General features: G+C 40.7%; 19 protein-coding genes, 2 pseudogenes and 1 other annotated feature. Of the genes and pseudogenes, 17 read left to right on the forward strand and 4 right to left on the reverse strand.

The genetic code is table 11. The annotated features are described in order from the left end of the window. Positions 1-91 precede the first annotated feature (91 nt). The 4 genes from metK to A3GS_RS0104080 all read left to right on the forward strand — a co-directional run bounded on the left by metK (position 92) and on the right by A3GS_RS0104080 (position 4,046). Entirely contained in the window at positions 92-1,285 is a 1,194-nt protein-coding gene (metK, locus tag A3GS_RS0104065; RefSeq protein WP_018364139.1) for a methionine adenosyltransferase, read from the forward strand. A 127-nt stretch (positions 1,286-1,412) separates the two neighbouring features. Further along, positions 1,413-1,835: a nucleoside-diphosphate kinase gene (gene ndk / locus A3GS_RS0104070; RefSeq protein ID WP_018364140.1), complete on the forward strand. Its 423-nt coding sequence runs from the start codon at positions 1,413-1,415 to the stop codon at positions 1,833-1,835. Between the two features lie 446 nt (positions 1,836-2,281). Continuing rightward, positions 2,282-3,505 carry a peptidase T gene (gene pepT, locus A3GS_RS0104075; RefSeq protein WP_018364141.1) on the forward strand — a complete coding sequence of 408 codons (1,224 nt, stop codon included), beginning with the start codon at positions 2,282-2,284 and terminating at the stop codon, positions 3,503-3,505. Between the two features lie 49 nt (positions 3,506-3,554). Then, positions 3,555-4,046: an EbsA family protein gene (locus tag A3GS_RS0104080; RefSeq protein WP_018364142.1), complete on the forward strand. Its 492-nt coding sequence runs from the start codon at positions 3,555-3,557 to the stop codon at positions 4,044-4,046. Here A3GS_RS0104080 and A3GS_RS0104085 read toward each other — a convergent pair. After that, complete coding sequence (locus A3GS_RS0104085) at positions 4,033-4,230, reverse strand: ferredoxin (protein ID WP_026216268.1); 198 nt, start codon at positions 4,228-4,230, stop codon at positions 4,033-4,035. The genes A3GS_RS0104080 and A3GS_RS0104085 overlap by 14 nt on opposite strands. Positions 4,231-4,276: 46 nt before the next feature. Here A3GS_RS0104085 and A3GS_RS0104090 point away from each other — a divergent pair, with 46 nt between their 5' ends. From A3GS_RS0104090 to rplT, 5 genes are all read left to right on the forward strand, one after another. Then, a complete protein-coding gene (locus tag A3GS_RS0104090; RefSeq protein WP_018364144.1) occupies positions 4,277-4,825 on the forward strand; it encodes an SAG1386/EF1546 family surface-associated protein in 549 nt (182 codons plus the stop codon). A gap of 12 nt (positions 4,826-4,837) precedes the next feature. Further along, positions 4,838-5,518, forward strand: coding sequence for a (d)CMP kinase (cmk, locus tag A3GS_RS0104095; RefSeq protein WP_018364145.1), 681 nt, complete (start codon positions 4,838-4,840; stop codon positions 5,516-5,518). A gap of 23 nt (positions 5,519-5,541) precedes the next feature. Next, positions 5,542-5,666, forward strand: a sequence feature (ribosomal protein L20 leader region). A 14-nt stretch (positions 5,667-5,680) separates the two neighbouring features. Beyond that, entirely contained in the window at positions 5,681-6,211 is a 531-nt protein-coding gene (gene infC, locus A3GS_RS0104100) for a translation initiation factor IF-3 (protein WP_018364146.1), read from the forward strand. A gap of 36 nt (positions 6,212-6,247) precedes the next feature. After that, on the forward strand, positions 6,248-6,448 hold the full coding sequence (gene rpmI / locus A3GS_RS0104105) for a 50S ribosomal protein L35 (RefSeq protein WP_018364147.1): 201 nt from the start codon (positions 6,248-6,250) through the stop codon (positions 6,446-6,448). Positions 6,449-6,493: 45 nt separating this feature from the next. Then, positions 6,494-6,853 carry a 50S ribosomal protein L20 gene (gene rplT / locus A3GS_RS0104110; protein WP_003087760.1) on the forward strand — a complete coding sequence of 120 codons (360 nt, stop codon included), beginning with the start codon at positions 6,494-6,496 and terminating at the stop codon, positions 6,851-6,853. Between the two features lie 214 nt (positions 6,854-7,067). Here the strand turns inward: rplT and A3GS_RS0104115 are convergent, their stop codons facing one another. Beyond that, positions 7,068-9,233, reverse strand: coding sequence for an LTA synthase family protein (locus tag A3GS_RS0104115; RefSeq protein ID WP_018364148.1), 2,166 nt, complete (start codon positions 9,231-9,233; stop codon positions 7,068-7,070). Between the two features lie 134 nt (positions 9,234-9,367). On the opposite strand from A3GS_RS0104115, the gene A3GS_RS0104120 reads away from it, so the two are divergent. From A3GS_RS0104120 to A3GS_RS0104150, 7 genes are read left to right on the forward strand one after another with little or no spacing between them, the layout of a single operon-like run. Beyond that, entirely contained in the window at positions 9,368-10,528 is a 1,161-nt protein-coding gene (locus tag A3GS_RS0104120) for a class I SAM-dependent rRNA methyltransferase (RefSeq protein ID WP_018364149.1), read from the forward strand. Continuing rightward, positions 10,528-11,205 carry a type I 3-dehydroquinate dehydratase gene (aroD, locus tag A3GS_RS0104125; RefSeq protein ID WP_018364150.1) on the forward strand — a complete coding sequence of 226 codons (678 nt, stop codon included), beginning with the start codon at positions 10,528-10,530 and terminating at the stop codon, positions 11,203-11,205. Before A3GS_RS0104120 ends, aroD begins: the two co-directional genes overlap by 1 nt. Then, positions 11,195-12,061, forward strand: coding sequence for a shikimate dehydrogenase (locus A3GS_RS0104130; protein ID WP_018364151.1), 867 nt, complete (start codon positions 11,195-11,197; stop codon positions 12,059-12,061). Before aroD ends, A3GS_RS0104130 begins: the two co-directional genes overlap by 11 nt. Before the next feature lie 27 nt (positions 12,062-12,088). Then, on the forward strand, positions 12,089-13,156 hold the full coding sequence (gene aroB, locus A3GS_RS0104135) for a 3-dehydroquinate synthase (protein ID WP_026216269.1): 1,068 nt from the start codon (positions 12,089-12,091) through the stop codon (positions 13,154-13,156). Between the two features lies 1 nt (position 13,157). Further along, a complete protein-coding gene (gene aroC / locus A3GS_RS0104140; RefSeq protein WP_018364153.1) occupies positions 13,158-14,324 on the forward strand; it encodes a chorismate synthase in 1,167 nt (388 codons plus the stop codon). An 11-nt stretch (positions 14,325-14,335) separates the two neighbouring features. Continuing rightward, a complete protein-coding gene (locus A3GS_RS0104145; RefSeq protein WP_018364154.1) occupies positions 14,336-15,442 on the forward strand; it encodes a prephenate dehydrogenase in 1,107 nt (368 codons plus the stop codon). Between the two features lie 10 nt (positions 15,443-15,452). Further along, positions 15,453-15,788: a YlbF/YmcA family competence regulator gene (locus A3GS_RS0104150; RefSeq protein ID WP_018364155.1), complete on the forward strand. Its 336-nt coding sequence runs from the start codon at positions 15,453-15,455 to the stop codon at positions 15,786-15,788. A 184-nt stretch (positions 15,789-15,972) separates the two neighbouring features. On the opposite strand, the pseudogene A3GS_RS12250 reads toward A3GS_RS0104150, so the two are convergent. After that, positions 15,973-16,497, reverse strand: a pseudogene (locus tag A3GS_RS12250) (transposase family protein); the annotation flags it as partial. Positions 16,498-16,770: 273 nt separating this feature from the next. Here A3GS_RS12250 and A3GS_RS0104155 point away from each other — a divergent pair. Then, complete coding sequence (locus tag A3GS_RS0104155) at positions 16,771-17,685, forward strand: L-lactate dehydrogenase (protein ID WP_018364156.1); 915 nt, start codon at positions 16,771-16,773, stop codon at positions 17,683-17,685. A gap of 631 nt (positions 17,686-18,316) precedes the next feature. Here the strand turns inward: A3GS_RS0104155 and A3GS_RS12665 are convergent. Then, positions 18,317-18,433, reverse strand: a pseudogene (locus A3GS_RS12665) (IS30 family transposase); the annotation flags it as partial.

Here is an 18,433-nt window from a genome sequence, read left to right on the forward strand (position 1 = left end):
GTAAAATAAGGAGCAAAAGTATTCATAGTTGCTAAACAGAATACTGGATATTTTCCAGTCATCATTTTTTATTTAAAAGGGGGACATTTTTATGTCAGAACGTAAACTTTTCACGTCTGAATCTGTATCTGAGGGGCACCCAGATAAGATTGCGGACCAAATTTCAGATGCCATCTTAGATGCGGTCTTGTCTCAGGACCCAGATGCGCACGTAGCGGCTGAAACGGCTGTTTATACTGGTTCTGTTCATGTCTTTGGTGAAATGTCAACTACAGCTTACGTAGACATTAACCGAGTGGTGCGTGATACTATTGCTGAAATTGGTTATGATAAGGCTGAATATGGCTTTTCAGCTGAATCAGTCGGTGTTCATCCATCTCTTGTTGAGCAATCACCAGATATTGCCCAAGGTGTCAATGAAGCCTTGGAAGTGCGCGGTGAAGCTGATCAGGATCCACTAGACTTAATTGGTGCGGGTGACCAAGGTCTCATGTTCGGCTTTGCTATTGACGAAACGCCTGAACTCATGCCACTGCCAATCTCGCTTTCTCATAAATTAGTTAAAAAATTAGCTGACCTGCGTAAATCTGGAGAAATTGCTTACCTTCGTCCAGATGCTAAATCACAGGTTACTGTCGAATACGATGAAAATGATAAGCCAGTCCGTGTGGATACCGTCGTTATTTCAACTCAGCACGATCCAGATGTGACGAACGAGCAAATTCATCAAGATGTCATCGAAAAAGTCATCCAGGCTGTCATTCCATCGAAATATTTGGATGACAAGACCAAATTCTTCATTAATCCAACTGGTCGATTCGTTATTGGAGGTCCTCAAGGGGATTCTGGCTTGACGGGCCGTAAGATTATTGTTGATACCTATGGTGGCTATGCTCGTCATGGTGGTGGAGCTTTCTCTGGTAAGGACGCAACTAAGGTTGACCGTTCGGCTTCTTACGCTGCCCGCTACATTGCCAAGAATATCGTTGCGGCTGGTCTGGCAACTAAAGCAGAAGTTCAGCTAGCTTACGCTATCGGTGTAGCTCACCCAGTATCTGTCCGTGTAGATACATTTGGAACTAATAGTGTTGCAGAAAGCGACCTTGAAGCTGCTGTTCGTCAAATCTTTGACCTCCGTCCTGCGGGGATTATCCAAATGCTTGACCTCAAACGCCCAATCTATCGTCAAACGGCTGCTTATGGACACATGGGAAGAACAGATATTGATCTTCCGTGGGAAAAATTGGACAAGGTAGAGGATCTCAAAGCAGCCCTTACCAAATAAGATAAAAAAGAAGTCACTCCAAAATAAAGTGGCTTTTTTGAATGCTCACCATGCTTTTTTGAGCTTTTGAAAATTTACTGAGAGCGGCTTTTATGATAGAATATTAAAAAAGAGAGAGGTACAAGTAGTGGAAAAAACATTTTTTATCATTAAGCCTGATGGGGTGCAGCGAGGTCTAGTTGGCGAGGTTTTGCATCGTATTGAAGTTCGCGGATTTAAGCTTGAAGCGCTTGATATGCGTATGGTCACTCCAGAATTACTATCTCAGCATTATGAAGCTCTAGTAGATCGACCATTTTTTCCAAAAATTGTGGATTATATGACCAGTGGCCCAGTCATTATCGGCGTTTTTTCTGGCAATGAAGCCATTGCTTCTTGGCGTAAGATGATGGGAGCGACAAATCCTTTGGAAGCTTTACCAGGAACCATTCGTGGTGATTTTGCACAGGCACCTAGTGAAAATGGCGCAACCTTTAACATTGTCCATGGTTCAGATTCTAAGGAATCTGCCCAAAGAGAAATGCTACTCTGGTTTGGAAAAGAAGTTTAAGCCGTAGAAAATTAAAAGAAAGTGAGTTGGAAAGCAGTTGCTGTACCAGTTCACTTTTTTGCTAACATGTTTGCTTGCTGTTGAAAATTTTCAACCCCATTTGCACACGCGATAATAATGAAGGTAGCTTTTCCAACAATATCTAAGCCGGTAAGCGGAAAGATGTTAGAGTAAAATCAGTCACTTTCTTTGGCAGACACGAACTTTCAGAGCAAAATCTATCATCTTCTTTAGCAGACACGAGCTTGCAGTGCGAATCCTAGTATCTACTTTGCAGGCGTAAAATTTCAGAGTTAAAATCAGTTTCTGGCGGAGAAGTTACAGGATTGGCAGGATCAATCATTCTATCTGGCTGACGGATTTTTCTTTTGAGAACTTGTGAGAAAAGACCGTTATTTTACCTCGATTTGTGCTATAATTGATATGATTAAATATTGAGGTGAATCATGTCATACGAAAACTTGTTAGAACGTTTTTTGACTTATGTGAAAGTAAATACACGTAGTAATCCCGAAAGTGATACAACACCAACAACGCAAAGTCAAGTTGACTTTGCTTTAACTGTTTTAAAGCCTGAGATGGAAGCAATTGGTCTACAAGATGTCCACTATCTGCCAGATAATGGTTATCTGATTGGAACCTTGCCAGCAACCAACCTCAAAATGAAGCGTAAGATTGGGTTTATTTCCCATATAGATACCGCAGACTTTAACGCCGAAGGCGTGAACCCTCAAGTCATTGAAAATTATGACGGCGGTGAGATTAAATTAGGGAAATCAGGTTATTCCCTTCTGCCAAAAGAGTTTCCTAACTTAAACCATTATGTAGGACAGACACTGATTACGACAGATGGAACAACTCTCCTAGGTTCTGATGATAAATCTGGTATCGCTGAAATCATGACAGCTATGGCATACTTAGCTGCCCATCCAGAGATTGAACACGGTGAGATCCGTGTTGGCTTTGGTCCAGACGAAGAGATTGGAATTGGGGCTAATAAGTTTGATGTTGACGATTTTGACGTTGATTTTGCTTATACAGTTGATGGTGGACCGCTCGGCGAACTCCAATATGAGACTTTCAGCGCAGCAAGTCTGGAAGTTGACTTCCTTGGACGCAATGTCCATCCAGGTACAGCCAAGGATCAGATGATTAACGCTCTGCAATTAGCCATTGACTTCCATAACCAACTGCCAGAATTTGATCGTCCTGAAAAAACTGATGGTTATCAAGGATTTTATCATTTGCAGGCTGTTGAGGGGACTGTCGAAGAAGCGCACGCCTCTTATATCATCCGTGATTTCGAAGATGAGTCTTTTGACAATCGCAAAGCTCTGGTGCAAGATATCGCAGATAAGATGAATGCAGCTCTTGGGAGTGAGCGCGTTCTGGTAAAACTGGTTGATCAGTACTACAACATGAAGAAGGTCATTGAAAAGGATATGACGCCTATCAATCTAGCTAAAGATGTTATGGAAAATTTGGATATTAAGCCTGTTATTGAACCAATTCGCGGTGGTACAGATGGTTCTAAGATTTCTTTCATGGGCATTCCAACGCCAAATCTTTTTGCAGGTGGTGAAAATATGCATGGACGTTTTGAGTTTGTTAGTCTGCAGACCATGGAAAAGGCGGTTGATGTTATTGTCGGCATCAGCAAGGCCAAGTGAGTCACAGAAGTCAGATTTAAAGACAAATTAAGGTAAGTGGGGTAAGTTTATGATTAAATTATTTGGAAAGGTAAGGTACCACTGGCAGCCAGAATTATCTTGGTCCATCATTTATTGGTCCATTACATTTGCGCCGATTTTTATTGCGCTGTCACTTTTGTATGAACGCACGCAGATACCAAGTCAGTTTTTTATTTTAACCATATTATTTGTCATCTTAGTTGGAATTGGCCTACATCGCTACTTTGTCATTGAAGAAGATGGGAAGCTGCGCATCGTTTCCTTGAATCTTTTCAGACGTTCTCGCGTAGCTATTGCTCAAATTCAAAAAGTTCAGGTGACTAAGTCAACAGTGACATTGATTATTAAAAATCAACGTCCGCGCATTTTTTACATGCGCAAGTGGCCTAAGAAATATTTCTTAGATGCTTTGGCAGTACATCCTGATTTTAAAGGTGAAGTTGAGTTGCTAGATAATTTTATTAATATGGACTACTTTGAAGCCTATCAGGCAGACAAAAAAGCTCCTACAAAATTGTAAGAGCTTTGGTTGGACAGGATTTTACAGCCAAAAGGGTATCCGAATCGCTATCTGGAACAGCCATTTGCAGATCATTACTGTCTGAAAATTTGACAATACCATCATCCTGGTAATCAAAGACTTTTGAATAGGTCTGACAAAGGCCACAAGCGATACATTTTTCTGGAATTAGTAATACTTTCATAGTATTATTGTAATATGAATTAATTTTTTTAACAAGGGGGAGCATCATGGCTAAGAAACCATGGGAAGAAAAAGTTGTCAATGACAGCACAGAGGGAGTTAGTCGGCAGAAGAAAAAAGGTTCATTTGTGGATACACCTTGGCTAACAGCTCTTTTGAGCATCTTTTTCGTTATTATCGTTGCTATTTTATTTATCGTCTTTTACACATCAAATCGTGGTGGAAATAAGGCTGCCGAAACGACAGGCTTTTATGGAGCCTCTTCGGTTAGTCAATCTAGTAAGCAAAAGGGGTCAAAGGGGTCTGCTACAAAGCAAAAGGCTAAGGCGTCATCTGCTGCTTCCTCCACAAGCACTCCAGCCTCGTCAACAAGTGAAACGACTGAGTCAACTACACTACCATCTTCATCTACGGATGCATCTACTGATGCAAGTAGTGCTAGTGGAGAAACCATTACAGTCATGGCGGGTGAAGGAGCAGCATCCATTGCAGCTAGGGCTGGAATTTCAGTTGAACAACTACAATCTTTGAATCCAGATCATATGACTCAAGGTTATTGGTATGCTAACCCAGGTGACCAAGTTATTGTAAAATAGAGTAGAGGAATCATGAAACCAATTAGAATCGCTATTGATGGTCCTGCATCTAGTGGAAAAAGTACTGTCGCTAAGATTATTGCTAAAGATTTGGGGTATACTTATCTTGATACTGGGGCTATGTATCGTTCGGCAACCTACCTAGCTCTGAAAAATCATTTGACTGAATCAGATGTTGCTGCAATTTTGGAGCAAATGGCTGCGCATCCTATTTCATTCGGTCGTGCAACAGACGGTAGCCAAACAGTCTTTTTAGGTGATGAAGATGTAACCTTAGCCATCCGTCAGAATGATGTGACCAATAATGTTTCTTGGGTATCTGCCTTGCCAGAAATTCGCGAAGAGCTAGTTAAGCAGCAGCGTCGTATTGCTAGAGATGGAGCTATTATTATGGATGGTCGCGATATTGGTACGGTTGTTTTGCCAGATGCAGAGTTGAAGATTTTTCTAGTGGCTTCTGTAGACGAAAGAGCAGAGCGTCGTTTCAAAGAAAATCAAGAAAAGGGAATTTCCACTAACCTAGAAATTCTCAAAAAAGAAATTGCAGAGCGCGATTACAAGGATAGTCATCGTAAGGTTTCCCCTTTGAAAGCAGCAGATGATGCTATCACTTTTGACACGACAGGTGTTGATATTGATGGTGTCGTTTCATTTATTTCAGAAAAAGCAAAGAAAATCATTGACATGGATTAACTCACGTGTTATACTGGTAGCAATGAGAAAAGCAGAAGTGAGAACTTCTCGCCTTGCGACTAAGGTTGTCTGGCCCAACATGTCAAGATTCCATTAGGAATATTAGGTGTGCGGGCTTGGTTTGTCAAGTCCGCTTTCGTTTTTCTCTAAAAAAATGAAGAGGTGAAGATCATAGCTAAAAAAGATCTATTCATTAATGATGAGATTCGTGTTCGCGAAGTTCGTCTTATTGGTCTTGATGGTGAACAATTGGGAATTAAACCATTAGCAGAGGCACAGTCTATTGCAGATGAAGCTAATGTTGACTTGGTATTGATTCAACCACAGGCTACACCACCTGTCGCTCGTATTATGGACTATGGTAAGTTCAAATTTGAGTATCAAAAGAAACAAAAAGAGCAGCGTAAAAAACAAAGCGTTGTAACTGTGAAGGAAGTGCGTCTCAGCCCAGTTATTGACAAGGGTGATTTTGAAACAAAACTTCGAAACGGTCGTAAGTTCCTTGAAAAAGGGAACAAAGTCAAAGTTTCTATTCGTTTTAAGGGACGTATGATTACTCATAAAGACATTGGAGCGAAGGTACTGGCTGAATTTGCTGAAAAAACGCAGGATATTGCGATTATTGAGCAAAGAGCCAAGATGGATGGTCGCCAAATGTTTATGCAGCTTGCACCAATTCCGGACAAAAAATAATTGTCAATTTATATTATTTAAGAGGAGAATTTTAAAATGCCAAAACAAAAAACACACCGCGCATCAGCTAAACGTTTTAAACGTACAGGTTCAGGTGGCTTGAAACGCTTCCGCGCATTCACTTCACACCGTTTCCACGGAAAAACTAAAAAACAACGTCGTCATCTTCGTAAAGCAGCAATGGTGCATTCAGGAGATTACAAACGTATCAAAGCAATGCTTACTCGCTTGAAATAAGAGTAGTTTAACAGAATTTAGAAAGAATTATTGGAGGATCTATAAATGGCTCGTGTTAAAGGTGGAGTTGTTTCACGTAAACGTCGTAAACGTGTTTTAAAATTAGCTAAAGGTTACTATGGTGCAAAACATATCTTGTTCCGTACTGCAAAAGAACAAGTAATGAATTCTTACTATTATGCATACCGTGACCGTCGTCAGAAGAAACGTGACTTCCGCAAACTTTGGATTACTCGTATTAATGCGGCTGCTCGTATGAACGGACTTTCATACTCACAATTGATGCATGGTTTGAAATTAGCTGAAATCGAAGTGAACCGTAAAATGCTTGCTGACTTGGCAGTTAACGATGCAGCAGCTTTCACAGCTCTTGCAGATGCAGCTAAAGAAAAGCTGGGTAAATAATTTATCATTGAAGAACAACTCGCTTGGGTTGTTCTTTTTTCTTAACTAATATTAGAAGAACTGAAGTAAATCTCAATTTGTCAATTAAAAATTTTATAACTTCCTTGCTGAGAGTACTAGAGATATAATACTTGCTTCAATCACCTTATTTGTGAATAAATATAATCCAAAAGCCCTCCTCACAATCAGAGGAAGGCTTATTGCTATTCTTGAGTTAGTTTGAGCTACTTGAACTTGTAGAAGTTGAGGATTGACTGGTCGTTGTTTCTTTATGAAGTTCTAGATAACTTGGTGACTTGAAAAGATCTTGAGTTGATTGATCATTGTGCTGGCTATAAATACTTGTTGAATCAGCACCTTTTTCCTTCTCAATTTTCTTCAGAGCATTTAGTGAATGCGTGTAAGAAATCTTAGAGGTATCAACGGTTTTAAGACCATTACTAGTATCAAATCGAAGTAAGTCACCAGTTTGAACGGAGTCACTAATGGAGAGCTGTTTGCTGGTAGCTTCTTTGATTTTTTTTATCTTTTCACTTGTTGTTTCATCTGGATTAGTAATTTCTTGACCAGTGGAAGTATAGTATAAATGACCACTGTAGCTGGTGTATTCTGGGGTAACAAAAGTTCCTGATGTCCTGAAAGCCACGGTTTGACTATTGTTTTCAGATAGAAGGTCTTGACCCAATTGAACATAATTTTTAGTATCAATGCCAAGTAAATGGAGGAGAGTTGGAAGAGAATCAACTTCGCCACCATAGGTCTGACTGATAAAACCTTCTGTGTAGCCAGGAATATGAATAATATAAGGAACACGTTGCAGCATAGCATTATCATACTCAGTCCAAGTCTCTGAATTCTTTCCGAGAAGTTCTGCTAAGCTGGTATTGCGGGTATTGGAAATACCATAGTGGTCGCCATAGAGAACAATGATTGAATTGTCATAGATACCAGCTGCTTTCAAATAGTCAAAGAAGGATTTTAGAGCGGCGTCGAGGTAGTTAGCTGTCGAGAAATAACCGTTGATGGTCTCATCATTGGTCTTGGCTAAAGGAAAACCTGTTTCTGAGGCTTCCTCTTTCAAACTAGTGTATGGGTAGTGATTACTTACAGTGATGAATTTGGTGTAGAAGGGTTGCTGCATATGTTCAAGATACTTGATAGAATCAGCAAACATGTATTTGTCATTTAAACCGTATTGGAAGGAGTTACTTTTATTCTGTTTTGAAAAGTAGTTAGAATCAAAGAAATAATTGTAGCCCCATTGTTTATAGGCGTTGTTTCTATTCCAAAAGGTTCCGACATTTCCGTGAAAAACGGCACTGGTATACCCACCATTTTGAGCAAGAATATTTGGCGTAGCAAACTGTGTGTTGTCACCGCCATAGTTGACCATGAAGGAACCGCTGTTTAAGCCAAAGAGTGAATTTTCCATAAGGGTTTCAGCATCAGAAGTCTTTCCAGCCTTAACCTGATGGAAGAAGTTTGAGAAAGCTATGGAGGATTTAGAATGATACAGCGAATTGATGAACGGTGTCACTTCATATTCCTTGTCATCAACTTTCAGTTTGTAGTCAATGAGGAATTGTTGGAAACTTTCCAAGTGAATAACAATTACATTTTTACCTTTGGCAATGCCATAGTACTTAGAATTCGGTTGAGCATAGTGTTGAGAAACATAATCTTTGATGCTGGTTAACTCTCCTGCTGTTGCTCGATTGCGTTCTTTTTGAGCCTGATAGGTTTGATTACCACTGTAAGCCGTAAAGGATGGTAATCCCAGGGCTCTGACAACATAATAGTTTGAAAAACCACGTGTCAGCAGTTCAGGTCGGTCAATTTCAGCTAAAAAGAGGTTAATTGAAAACAGGAGACTAGATAAGGCTGTGATAGCAAAGCTGGCTCTTTTGTTGAAGACCCTACCGTCTTTCTTAATCTTCTTAGTCGCAAAAAGGGCGATGAGGATGATGTAGTCAATAATGTAAACGAGGTCCCAAACTCTCAAGAGATTGAGGGCTGAATCACCGAGCCCTGCAGAAGTCTTGCTACTTGCCAACATGGCACTAACGGTAATGAAATCTGAAAACTCTCGGTAGTAAATAGAGTTGGCGATGAGAAGAAGATTGAGAATGGTGTAGACGGTCCAAGCAGCAATGTAAAAGGACCGCGTCTTCTTAAAATAGAGAGCAATTCCGATAAAGAGCAAACCAATCGGTATAGGATTGATGACTGATAGAAAAACCTGATAGGCATTTTCTAAGTCAAGGTTGAAATCCATATGGTAGGCCCACATGGTTTTTAACCAGTAACATAACAAAAGTGTAAAAACAAAGCCTAGACGTGTACTGAGTATACGTGAGGCGACATCTCTAATTTTTTTCACTGTAGGAACTTCCTTGTATTTTTTTCCTAAAGATAAAATCTCAGTCTCAATTATACCACAAAAAGAAGAAGGCGTTGAAATAGAAAGGTGAATTTTATTAGGAAAATTTTCTAAATTTTGCTATAATAGTGCTTATGAATAAACTATATGTGGATTCTTTTGTTGAAAAGAAAATTAAGCGTGGTGTTCAGCTTTTGGATGAGCGTGATTTTGGTCAAATCAAGCTGAACAATCAGCTGGTTGCCCTCCACAATCAATCTGGTCGCTTTATTGGAACAGCTTATTTATCTAAACAAAATAAGGGGATTGGTTGGTTTTTGACAAAGGAAAAACAGGAATTGTCTCAGGCTTATTTTGAAGATTTGTTTAGGCAGGCAAGACTAAAAAGAGCTCACTTTGAACAAAGTGAGCTAACCACTGCCTATCGTCTCTTTAATCAAGAAGGTGATGATTTTGGCGGTCTGACTGTTGATCGCTATAATGATGTAGTACTCTTTTCCTGGTACAATTCATTCGTTTATGAGCATCGTCAGATTATTTTGCAGGCTTTCAAAGCTATCTACCCAGATATTCGATCAGCTTATGAGAAAATTAGATTTAAGGGATTGGATTACGAATCTGCCTTTTTATATGGTGAGGAGGTACCTGAAGTGTTTACTATCCTAGAAAATGGCATCAAGTATCAGGTATTCATGAATGATGGTCTCATGACAGGCATTTTCTTGGATCAGCATGAAGTTAGAAATAATTTGGTTAATGGCCTATCAGCTGGTAAAACCTTGCTAAATATGTTTTCCTACACAGCCGCTTTTTCAGTAGCAGCCGCAATGGGCGGAGCTATTGAGACGACTTCAGTTGATTTGGCAAAGCGTTCGCGTGTTCTGTCTCAAGCTCATTTTGTTGCCAATGGGCTTGATTTGACTTCTCATCATTTTGTGGTTATGGATGTTTTTGAGTATTTTAAGTACGCTAAAAGGAAAAAACTCAAATTTGATGTCATTGTTATTGATCCACCAAGTTTTGCTCGAAATAAAAAACAGACCTTCTCGGTCAGCAAAGACTACTATAAGTTGATTAGTCAAGCTTTGGATATTTTAGAGGATGACGGGCGAATCATCGCTTCGACCAATGCATCTAATCTGTCTCTAGCACAGTTTAAAAAGCAGATTGAAAGAGGTTTTGGAGACCGCAAACATAGTTATGAAAGTTTGCAGCGACTCCCAAGTGATTTTACTGTTAATAAATCTGATGAAAGTAGTAATTACCTGAAAGTATTTACAATAAAGGTTAAATAATGAAGATTGTAGTACCCGTAATGCCTCATAATTTAGACGAGGCACAAGCAATTGATAGTTCAAAATTTGATGATGTTGATATCATTGAATGGCGAGCAGATTTTTTAAATAAAGATGATATTATGACGGTTGCACCAGCTATTTTTGAAAAATTTTCTGGACGTGAAATTATCCTGACTATTCGTACGGATAAGGAGGGTGGCAACATTCACTTGACCGACCAAGAGTACGTAGGCCTTTTGAAAGAAGTCAATGCTATCTATCATCCTGATTATATTGATTTTGAGTATTTTTCACATGTGGAAGCCTTCCAAGAAATGCTAGAATTTTCAAATCTTGTCTTGTCTTATCATAATTTTTCAGAAACACCAGAAAACATTATGGAAGCTTTCTCGGAATTGACAGCCTTAGCGCCGCGTGTGGTTAAAATCGCCGTCATGCCCAAATCGGAACAGGATGTACTGGATTTGATGAACTACACTCGGGGGTTTAAGACACTCAATCCTGAACAGGCTTACGCAACTATGTCAATGGGGAAACTAGGCCGTATTTCACGTATGGCTGGTGACCTGACTGGTTCTTGCTGGAGCTTTTCAAGTTTGGAAAATAGTAGCGCTCCTGGGCAGATTGCCCTTTCAGATATGAAACGAATTAAGGAGATTCTTGATGCAGATTGATGGACATACTCGGTTAGCCGCCGTCGTTGCGACGCCAATTAAACATTCTATTTCGCCATTTATTCATAATTATGCTTTCGATAAAACTGGAGTTAATGGTGTCTATGTAGCTTGGGATATTCCAGCGGAAGATTTGCCTGTGACTTTGGAAAATGTTAAGCGCTATGACATGTTTGGTGTTAACATTTCTATGCCATATAAGCCAGCTGTTATTCCTTATATGGATGAGCTGACAGATTCTGCTAAATTGATTGGTGCAGTTAATACTGTTATCAATCGCGACGGTAAGCTGATTGGTCACAATACGGACGGTGTGGGCTTCTTCAGAAGCCTAGCGACATTTGCAGATTTTGATGTTAAGGGCAAGGTTATGACAATCCTTGGTGGTGGTGGAGCTGCTACAGCAATTATTGCCCAGGCCTCCCTGAATGGCGCTCGCAAAATAAATATTTTCAACCAAAGTCAATTTTTAGAGGCAACACGTGCTCATGCTGAAAAAATTTCCCAAGCAACTGGTGTGACTTTGGCCGTTTTTCCTATTGAAGATTTGGCACTCATCCAAGAAAAAATCAATGAATCAGATTTATTGGTCAATGCGACCAGTGTTGGTATGGATGGCAAGTCTATGATTTTGACCGAAGAGGTAACTTTCCCTCAAGGACTTCAAGTGGCAGATACTATTTACCAACCATTTGAAACCCCATTTTTAGCTTTTGCACGCAGTAAGGGGTTGAATGCTATCAATGGTTTAGGTATGCTCTTATTCCAAGCAGCAGAAGCCTTTGAAATCTGGACAGGTGAAAAAATGCCAACTCAAGAGATTTGGCAGGCCTTAGAAGAAAAATACAATAGTTAATCAAGTAAAGAGTGAGTGGGTGTGCTTATGAAATTAAGAGTTGATTTACCACATAGTCCCTATGATATCGTGATTGAAAAAGGTAGTCTGTCAAAAGTTGGCACTTGGACAAGAAGCCTCTGGCAACCTCAGAAAATTGCCATTATTACTGATAACCATGTTGGTGGCTTGTATGCTGAGAAAGTCAAACTCAGTTTAGAAGATGCGGGGTTTGACGTGGTTGTTTTTGATTTTTTGGAAGGTGAAGCTTCTAAAAATTTGAAAACGGTCAACAAAGCCTATGAATTTCTGGTGAAAAATAATATGACACGCAGCGATGGGATCATCGCCCTCGGTGGTGGTGTTGTCGGAGATTTGGCTGGTTTTGTGGCTTCGACATACATGCGTGGCATCCATTTCTTACAAATTCCAACCAGTCTGACAGCCCAGGTGGACTCTTCAATTGGTGGTAAGACTGGTGTCAACACACCTTTTGCTAAAAATATGGTGGGAACTTTCACTCAACCAGACGGTGTTTTGATTGATCCAGAAACTCTGACGACGCTTGGTAAACGAGAGCTAATTGAAGGTATGGGTGAAGTTATCAAGTATGGTCTCATTGATGATGTTGAACTTTGGGATGAATTGACGTCTATGGAAGGATCTCCTCAGAGCATCCTGGACCATGCTGAAAGCATTATCTACCGTTCTTGTAACGTTAAGCGTAAGGTTGTGGTTGAGGATGAGTTGGACAATGGCGTGCGCTTATACCTTAATTTTGGTCATACCATCGGACATGCCGTTGAAGCAACTGCTGGCTATGGGAAGGTCATGCATGGTGAAGCGGTGGCTATTGGTATGGTACAAATTTCACGTATTGCTGAGAAAAAGGGGCTCATGCCTCAAGGCATAACACAAGATATTATTGCGATGTGTGCTAAATTTGGCCTGCCAATAGATTATCACCCTTGGTCAGTGGAAGTTTTATACGATGCTCTTACGCATGATAAGAAAGCTCGTGGCAAGTTAATCAAGACGGTGATTGTTCCAGAATTGGGCAGCGCAGCCATTAACCAAATTCCCCTTGAAGAGATGAAAGAGTACTTGGAGAAATAAGATGAGATATTTAACTGCTGGTGAATCACACGGACCACGTTTAACTGCTATTATTGAAGGAGTGCCAGCTGGTCTGCCTTTGACGGCTGAGGATATCAATGTTGATTTGAAGCGTCGCCAGGGTGGCTATGGCCGAGGTGGTCGCATGAAAATTGAATCCGACCAAGTTGAGATTACCTCGGGCGTTCGTCATGGCAAGACAACAGGTGCACCAATCACTCTCAATGTAATAAACCGTGACCATCAAAAATGGTTGGACATCATGTCGGTGGAAGACATTGAAGATCGCCTAAAAACTAAGCGCAAGATTACCCATCCACGCCCAGGCCATGCTGACTTGGTGGGCGGTATGAAGTATCGTTTTGGCGATTTGCGTAATTCTTTAGAACGTTCATCTGCGCGTGAGACGACTATGCGTGTGGCTGTCGGTGCGGTTGCCAAACGTATTTTGGCAGAGTTAGACATTGAGATTGCTAATCACGTCGTTGTATTTGGTGGCAAGGAAATTGATGTTCCCGATGGATTGACGGTATCACAGATTAAGGAACTGGCTAGTCAATCAGAGGTTTCCATTGTCAACCAGGACCGTGAACAAGAAATCAAGGATTATATTGACCAAATCAAAAAAGAAGGCGATACGATTGGCGGTGTTGTTGAAACAGTTGTCGGAGGGGTTCCTGTTGGTCTAGGTTCTTATGTGCAATGGGATACCAAGCTAGATGCCAAAATTGCCCAAGCGGTGGTGTCAATCAATGCTTTCAAAGGTGTTGAATTCGGTCTAGGTTTTAAAGATGGCTATCTAAAAGGTAGTCAGGTCATGGATGAAATTCTTTGGAATGAAGAGGAAGGCTATACTCGTCGCACCAATAATCTCGGCGGATTTGAAGGTGGTATGACAAACGGGCAGCCAATCGTTGTTCGTGGGGTCATGAAGCCAATTCCGACACTTTATAAGCCACTCATGTCGGTTGATATTGAAACGCATGAGCCTTACAAGGCGACAGTGGAGCGTTCTGATCCAACGGCTTTGCCAGCAGCTGGCGTTGTTATGGAATCGGTTGTGGCGACAGTTGTGGCTAATGAAATTCTGGACAAATTCTCTTCTGACAATTTGGAAGAACTGAAGGAAGCCGTTGCACGTCATCGTGACTTTGTCAAACATTTCTAGGAAGAAGTAGCATGGAAGAAAAAGTCATCTATATTGCAGGTTTGGGCTTGATTGGCGGTTCACTGGCCTTGGGAATCAAGCGTGATCATCCTAACTACAAAATTTTAGGCTACAATCGTTCAGATCAGTCGCGAAACATTGCTCTTGAACGTGGCATTGTTGATGAGGCAACCGCTAATTTTGAGGAATTTGCTCCGCTGGCTGATGTCATTATTCTGGCGGTCCCCATTAAGCAGACTATTACCTTTATTAAGACTTTGTCAAAGCTGGATCTTAAAGAAAATGTAATTATTACTGACGCTGGCTCAACTAAGGGAGATATTGTCAAGGCAGCCGAGAGGTATCTGGCTGACAGGCCTGTTCAATTCGTAGGTTCTCATCCCATGGCTGGTAGTCACAAGTCTGGCGCCATCGCCGCAGACGTCAATTTGTTTGAAAATGCCTACTATATTTTCACGCCAACCAGTTTAACTAAGGAAAATACCATAGCTGAGCTGAAAACTATCTTGTCAGGTCTACATGCGCGTTTTATTGAGATTGATGCCGCTGAACATGACCGAGTGACAAGTCAGGTTTCCCATTTTCCGCATATCTTGTCAGCTAGCCTCATGGAGCAAGCTGGTGACTATGCTGCTGAGCATGAGATGACCAACTATTTTGCAGCTGGTGGTTTTCGTGATATGACCCGCATTGCGGAAAGCGAGCCAGGCATGTGGACCAGCATTTTACTGACTAATAAGGAAGCTGTTCTAAGTCGAATTGACGATTTTAAAGGTCGTTTGGATGAAGTCGCGCAGCTTATTTTCCAAAATGATGAGGATGGCATTTGGAACTATTTCAATGACGCCCGTCAAACTCGCAAGAAAATGAAAATTCACAAGCGTGGAGGTGTTGAGAGCAGCTATGACCTCTTTGTTGATGTGCCCGATGAAGAAGATGTTATTCTGGAAATTCTGGAGCTTCTGCGTGGGACGTCCTTGGTCAATATTCATATTAACGAAGAAAATCGTGAAGATATTTTTGGTATTTTACAGATTTCCTTTAAGAGTGCCAGAGATTTAGAGCATGCTCAAAAGGTAATCACCGAAAAAACAAACTATAAAGTCTTAATCAAATAAGGAGAATATCATGGCAAATGTATATGATTTAGCAAATAACTTGGAGCGCGCTATTCGCGCTTTACCAGAATATCAAACTGTTGCTGAGAATAAGGCCAAAATTGATGCTGACGCTGAAGCCAAAGCACTTTTTGATGAATTTACAGCTTTCCAAGAAGGTCTCTATGCTAAAATGCAGGCTGGTCAAATGCCAACAGAAGAAGATCAGGTGGCCATCCAAGGTATGGGTGTTAAGCTGGAATCTAATCCAATCTTAAAAGCATACATTGAAGCACAACAAGCTCTGTCTGTCTATCTGTCTGACATTGAAAAAATTGTTTTTTCACCATTGAAAGATTTGAACTGATATCTAGAGGTGGGAAAAATATCCATGATGGCCCCGCCCTCACCCGTAGAATAATAAAAGGCTCTTTGTCAACTGTAGTGGGTAGATGAAAAGCTAATACCTAGAGAGGACCAGTTTGTCTTCTCTTTTTTGATGTTCAAAGCAATCAAAATCTGCTTTTTAAAGTTTTCATCTTCCTAAAACCAAAGGCATTTCTCTTAATCACTTTGAACCGATTTCTGACCTTTCTAGAATAACGTAAGTAGTGGTTTCGGATGGTTGCTTGAGTCCTCCACTCAAGTAAGGTATTCCATCCGTTTTAAATGTGAACTCATTGAGTTTTCGGATAACTGTCGATGTTGAAATGGGTAGCCTGTGTGCAATATGTGTCATTGTTTGATTCTCGATAAGTAATTGGGCGATTTTCTGGTCACAGTGACATAGATTTGGTGGTTTTTCTTAACAAGAGGCGTTTCAGCGACAGCCATTTTCCCACATTCTTTACACTTGAAGCGACGCTTTCTAAGGCGGAGAAGTAGAGGGTAGCCAGCTGTTTCTAAGTAGCGATTTTTGAGGCTTTTTGGAAGTTGTATTTCGCCATTTGCTCCTTGCATACAGGACATTCAGGGGCAGTATAATCTAAATAGCCATAAATTTCTAAGTGCGTTCCTATATCATATTCATTAGTGATAACGATATTTTGATCTTTAACTCTAAGAAGGTTTGTGATAAGATCTTCGTCTTTCGATTTCTAGGCTCAGAAATCAAGAGTCACTTCCCTAACTCTTGATTTATTCCATATGACTCTTTCTAATGTGAGTTTGGTTGCTTTTCATTATAGGTCATATGGATTTTTTACACTCAAAAAAGCTCTATAATCTCCACAGTGGGTTTACCCACTACAGAAATTATAGATCTCTTTTTGCTCAATCTCTTTTTATATGGTAATTTATACCAGAAGGTGTATAATAGGGATATCGCTGAAGAAAACGGAGGTGGACTTATGTCACGCAAGATTGGAATTATTGGAATGGGGCATGTTGGCTCAACAGTTGCTCATGGTTTGATTGTCCAAGGAGCCTTTGATGACTATGTTTTGATTGATACGAACGAGAAGAAGGTAACAGCAGATGCGGTTGATTTCACTGATGCCGCAGCTAACCTCAACCAGCATGCTAATATCTTGGTCAATGACTACGATGCTTTAGCCGATGCCGATGTTGTCATTTCTGCTTTGGGTAGTATCGCTCTGCAGGATAATCCAAATGCCGATCGTTTTGCTGAATTGCCTTTTACAGCTAAGGAAGTGCCAACTGTCGCTAAAAAATTAAAGTCGGTTGGTTTTAAAGGGATTATTATTGCTATTTCCAATCCTGTCGATGTTGTGACCAGTCTTTATCAGCACTACTCAGGTTTGCCTAGAGAGCGCGTAATTGGAACGGGAACTTTACTGGATACGGCACGTATGAAACGTGCGGTTTCCGAACGTTTTGGTATTGATGCCAGAAGCGTTTACGGTTACAATTTGGGCGAGCATGGCAACTCGCAGTTTACCGCTTGGAGCCAAGTTCGTATCAAAGGTCAACCTATTTCACAATTTGCCAGCCCAGAAGAACTCGAAGTCATCGCTCATGAGGCTATGATTGGTGGACACACCGTTTTTTACGGTAAAAAATACACTAGTTACGGCATTGCTAGCGCAGCTATTCGTCTGGCCTTGGCAGTTGTGTCAGACAGCCACGAAGAATTACCAGTGTCCAATTATTATGAACCTTTGGATACCTACCTCAGCTATCCTGCCATTGTCGGTCGAAAAGGAATCATTGAGCAAGTAGCGTTGAGTCTGCCAGCAGAGGAAGAGGCAAAATTGGTCAATTCAGCAGAATTTATCAAACGTAAATTTGCAGAAAGTTTGTAAGCCTATCATCATGAAAAAGAGGAGTTTGGAATTACGGTTATCCCAAACTCCTCTTTATTTTGTCAAACCGAGCTGACTAATCCAAGCTTTACTGGTAATAAAGGCGTCTTCACGTGCCAATTCAGATGCCTCGACAGCCTTGCTGCTTCTTCATTTCTGTAAAGTGCAGCCATATCAATGAGGCGGTAGCCCACTAGCACTCAGCTTGATCAAATATCTACCTGACTCCAAAGTCTAGCATTGGCATTTGAATGCCAGTATTTAATGTTTTAAATTCCATAGTTTCCTCCTTTTTCTTTTTACTATAAAATAGCTCACTGCTTGGTATGAGTACTCAAACTTTTTTGCTTTTTTTGATAAAAGCGGAGCTAATCTTGGACATCTTTTTCTTTTTGTTGGTCACGTAGCCGAGTGTCTAGCTAGGGCTGTTTTTGAGTGGAATGAGGACAATATGTTCTTTGATGATACTGAAGCCCAGTGGCGTAGGCATCGCTGACGTAGAGCAAATTCATAACAGTACCGCAATTATTGCTATAAAGAATATGTTTACCCTGATGGATTTTCAGCGAGTCCCCATCCCCACTTGTCAAGTCAAGTGCAACAAGTTCATTGATAATTAGAGCTCCAGAGGTTAAGCTGTTTGGGCTAGCCCAAACAAAATATTTGCGGTTTTATACTTGTGAAGTCGTCTAGGTCTGTCATTGATAGCAGAGACGTAGTGATTGAGTTCTTCTGTCGTTAGTGAGTT

Source organism: Streptococcus caballi DSM 19004 (assembly GCF_000379985.1).
In the GTDB taxonomy this organism is placed as follows: Bacteria; Bacillota; Bacilli; order Lactobacillales; family Streptococcaceae; genus Streptococcus; species Streptococcus caballi.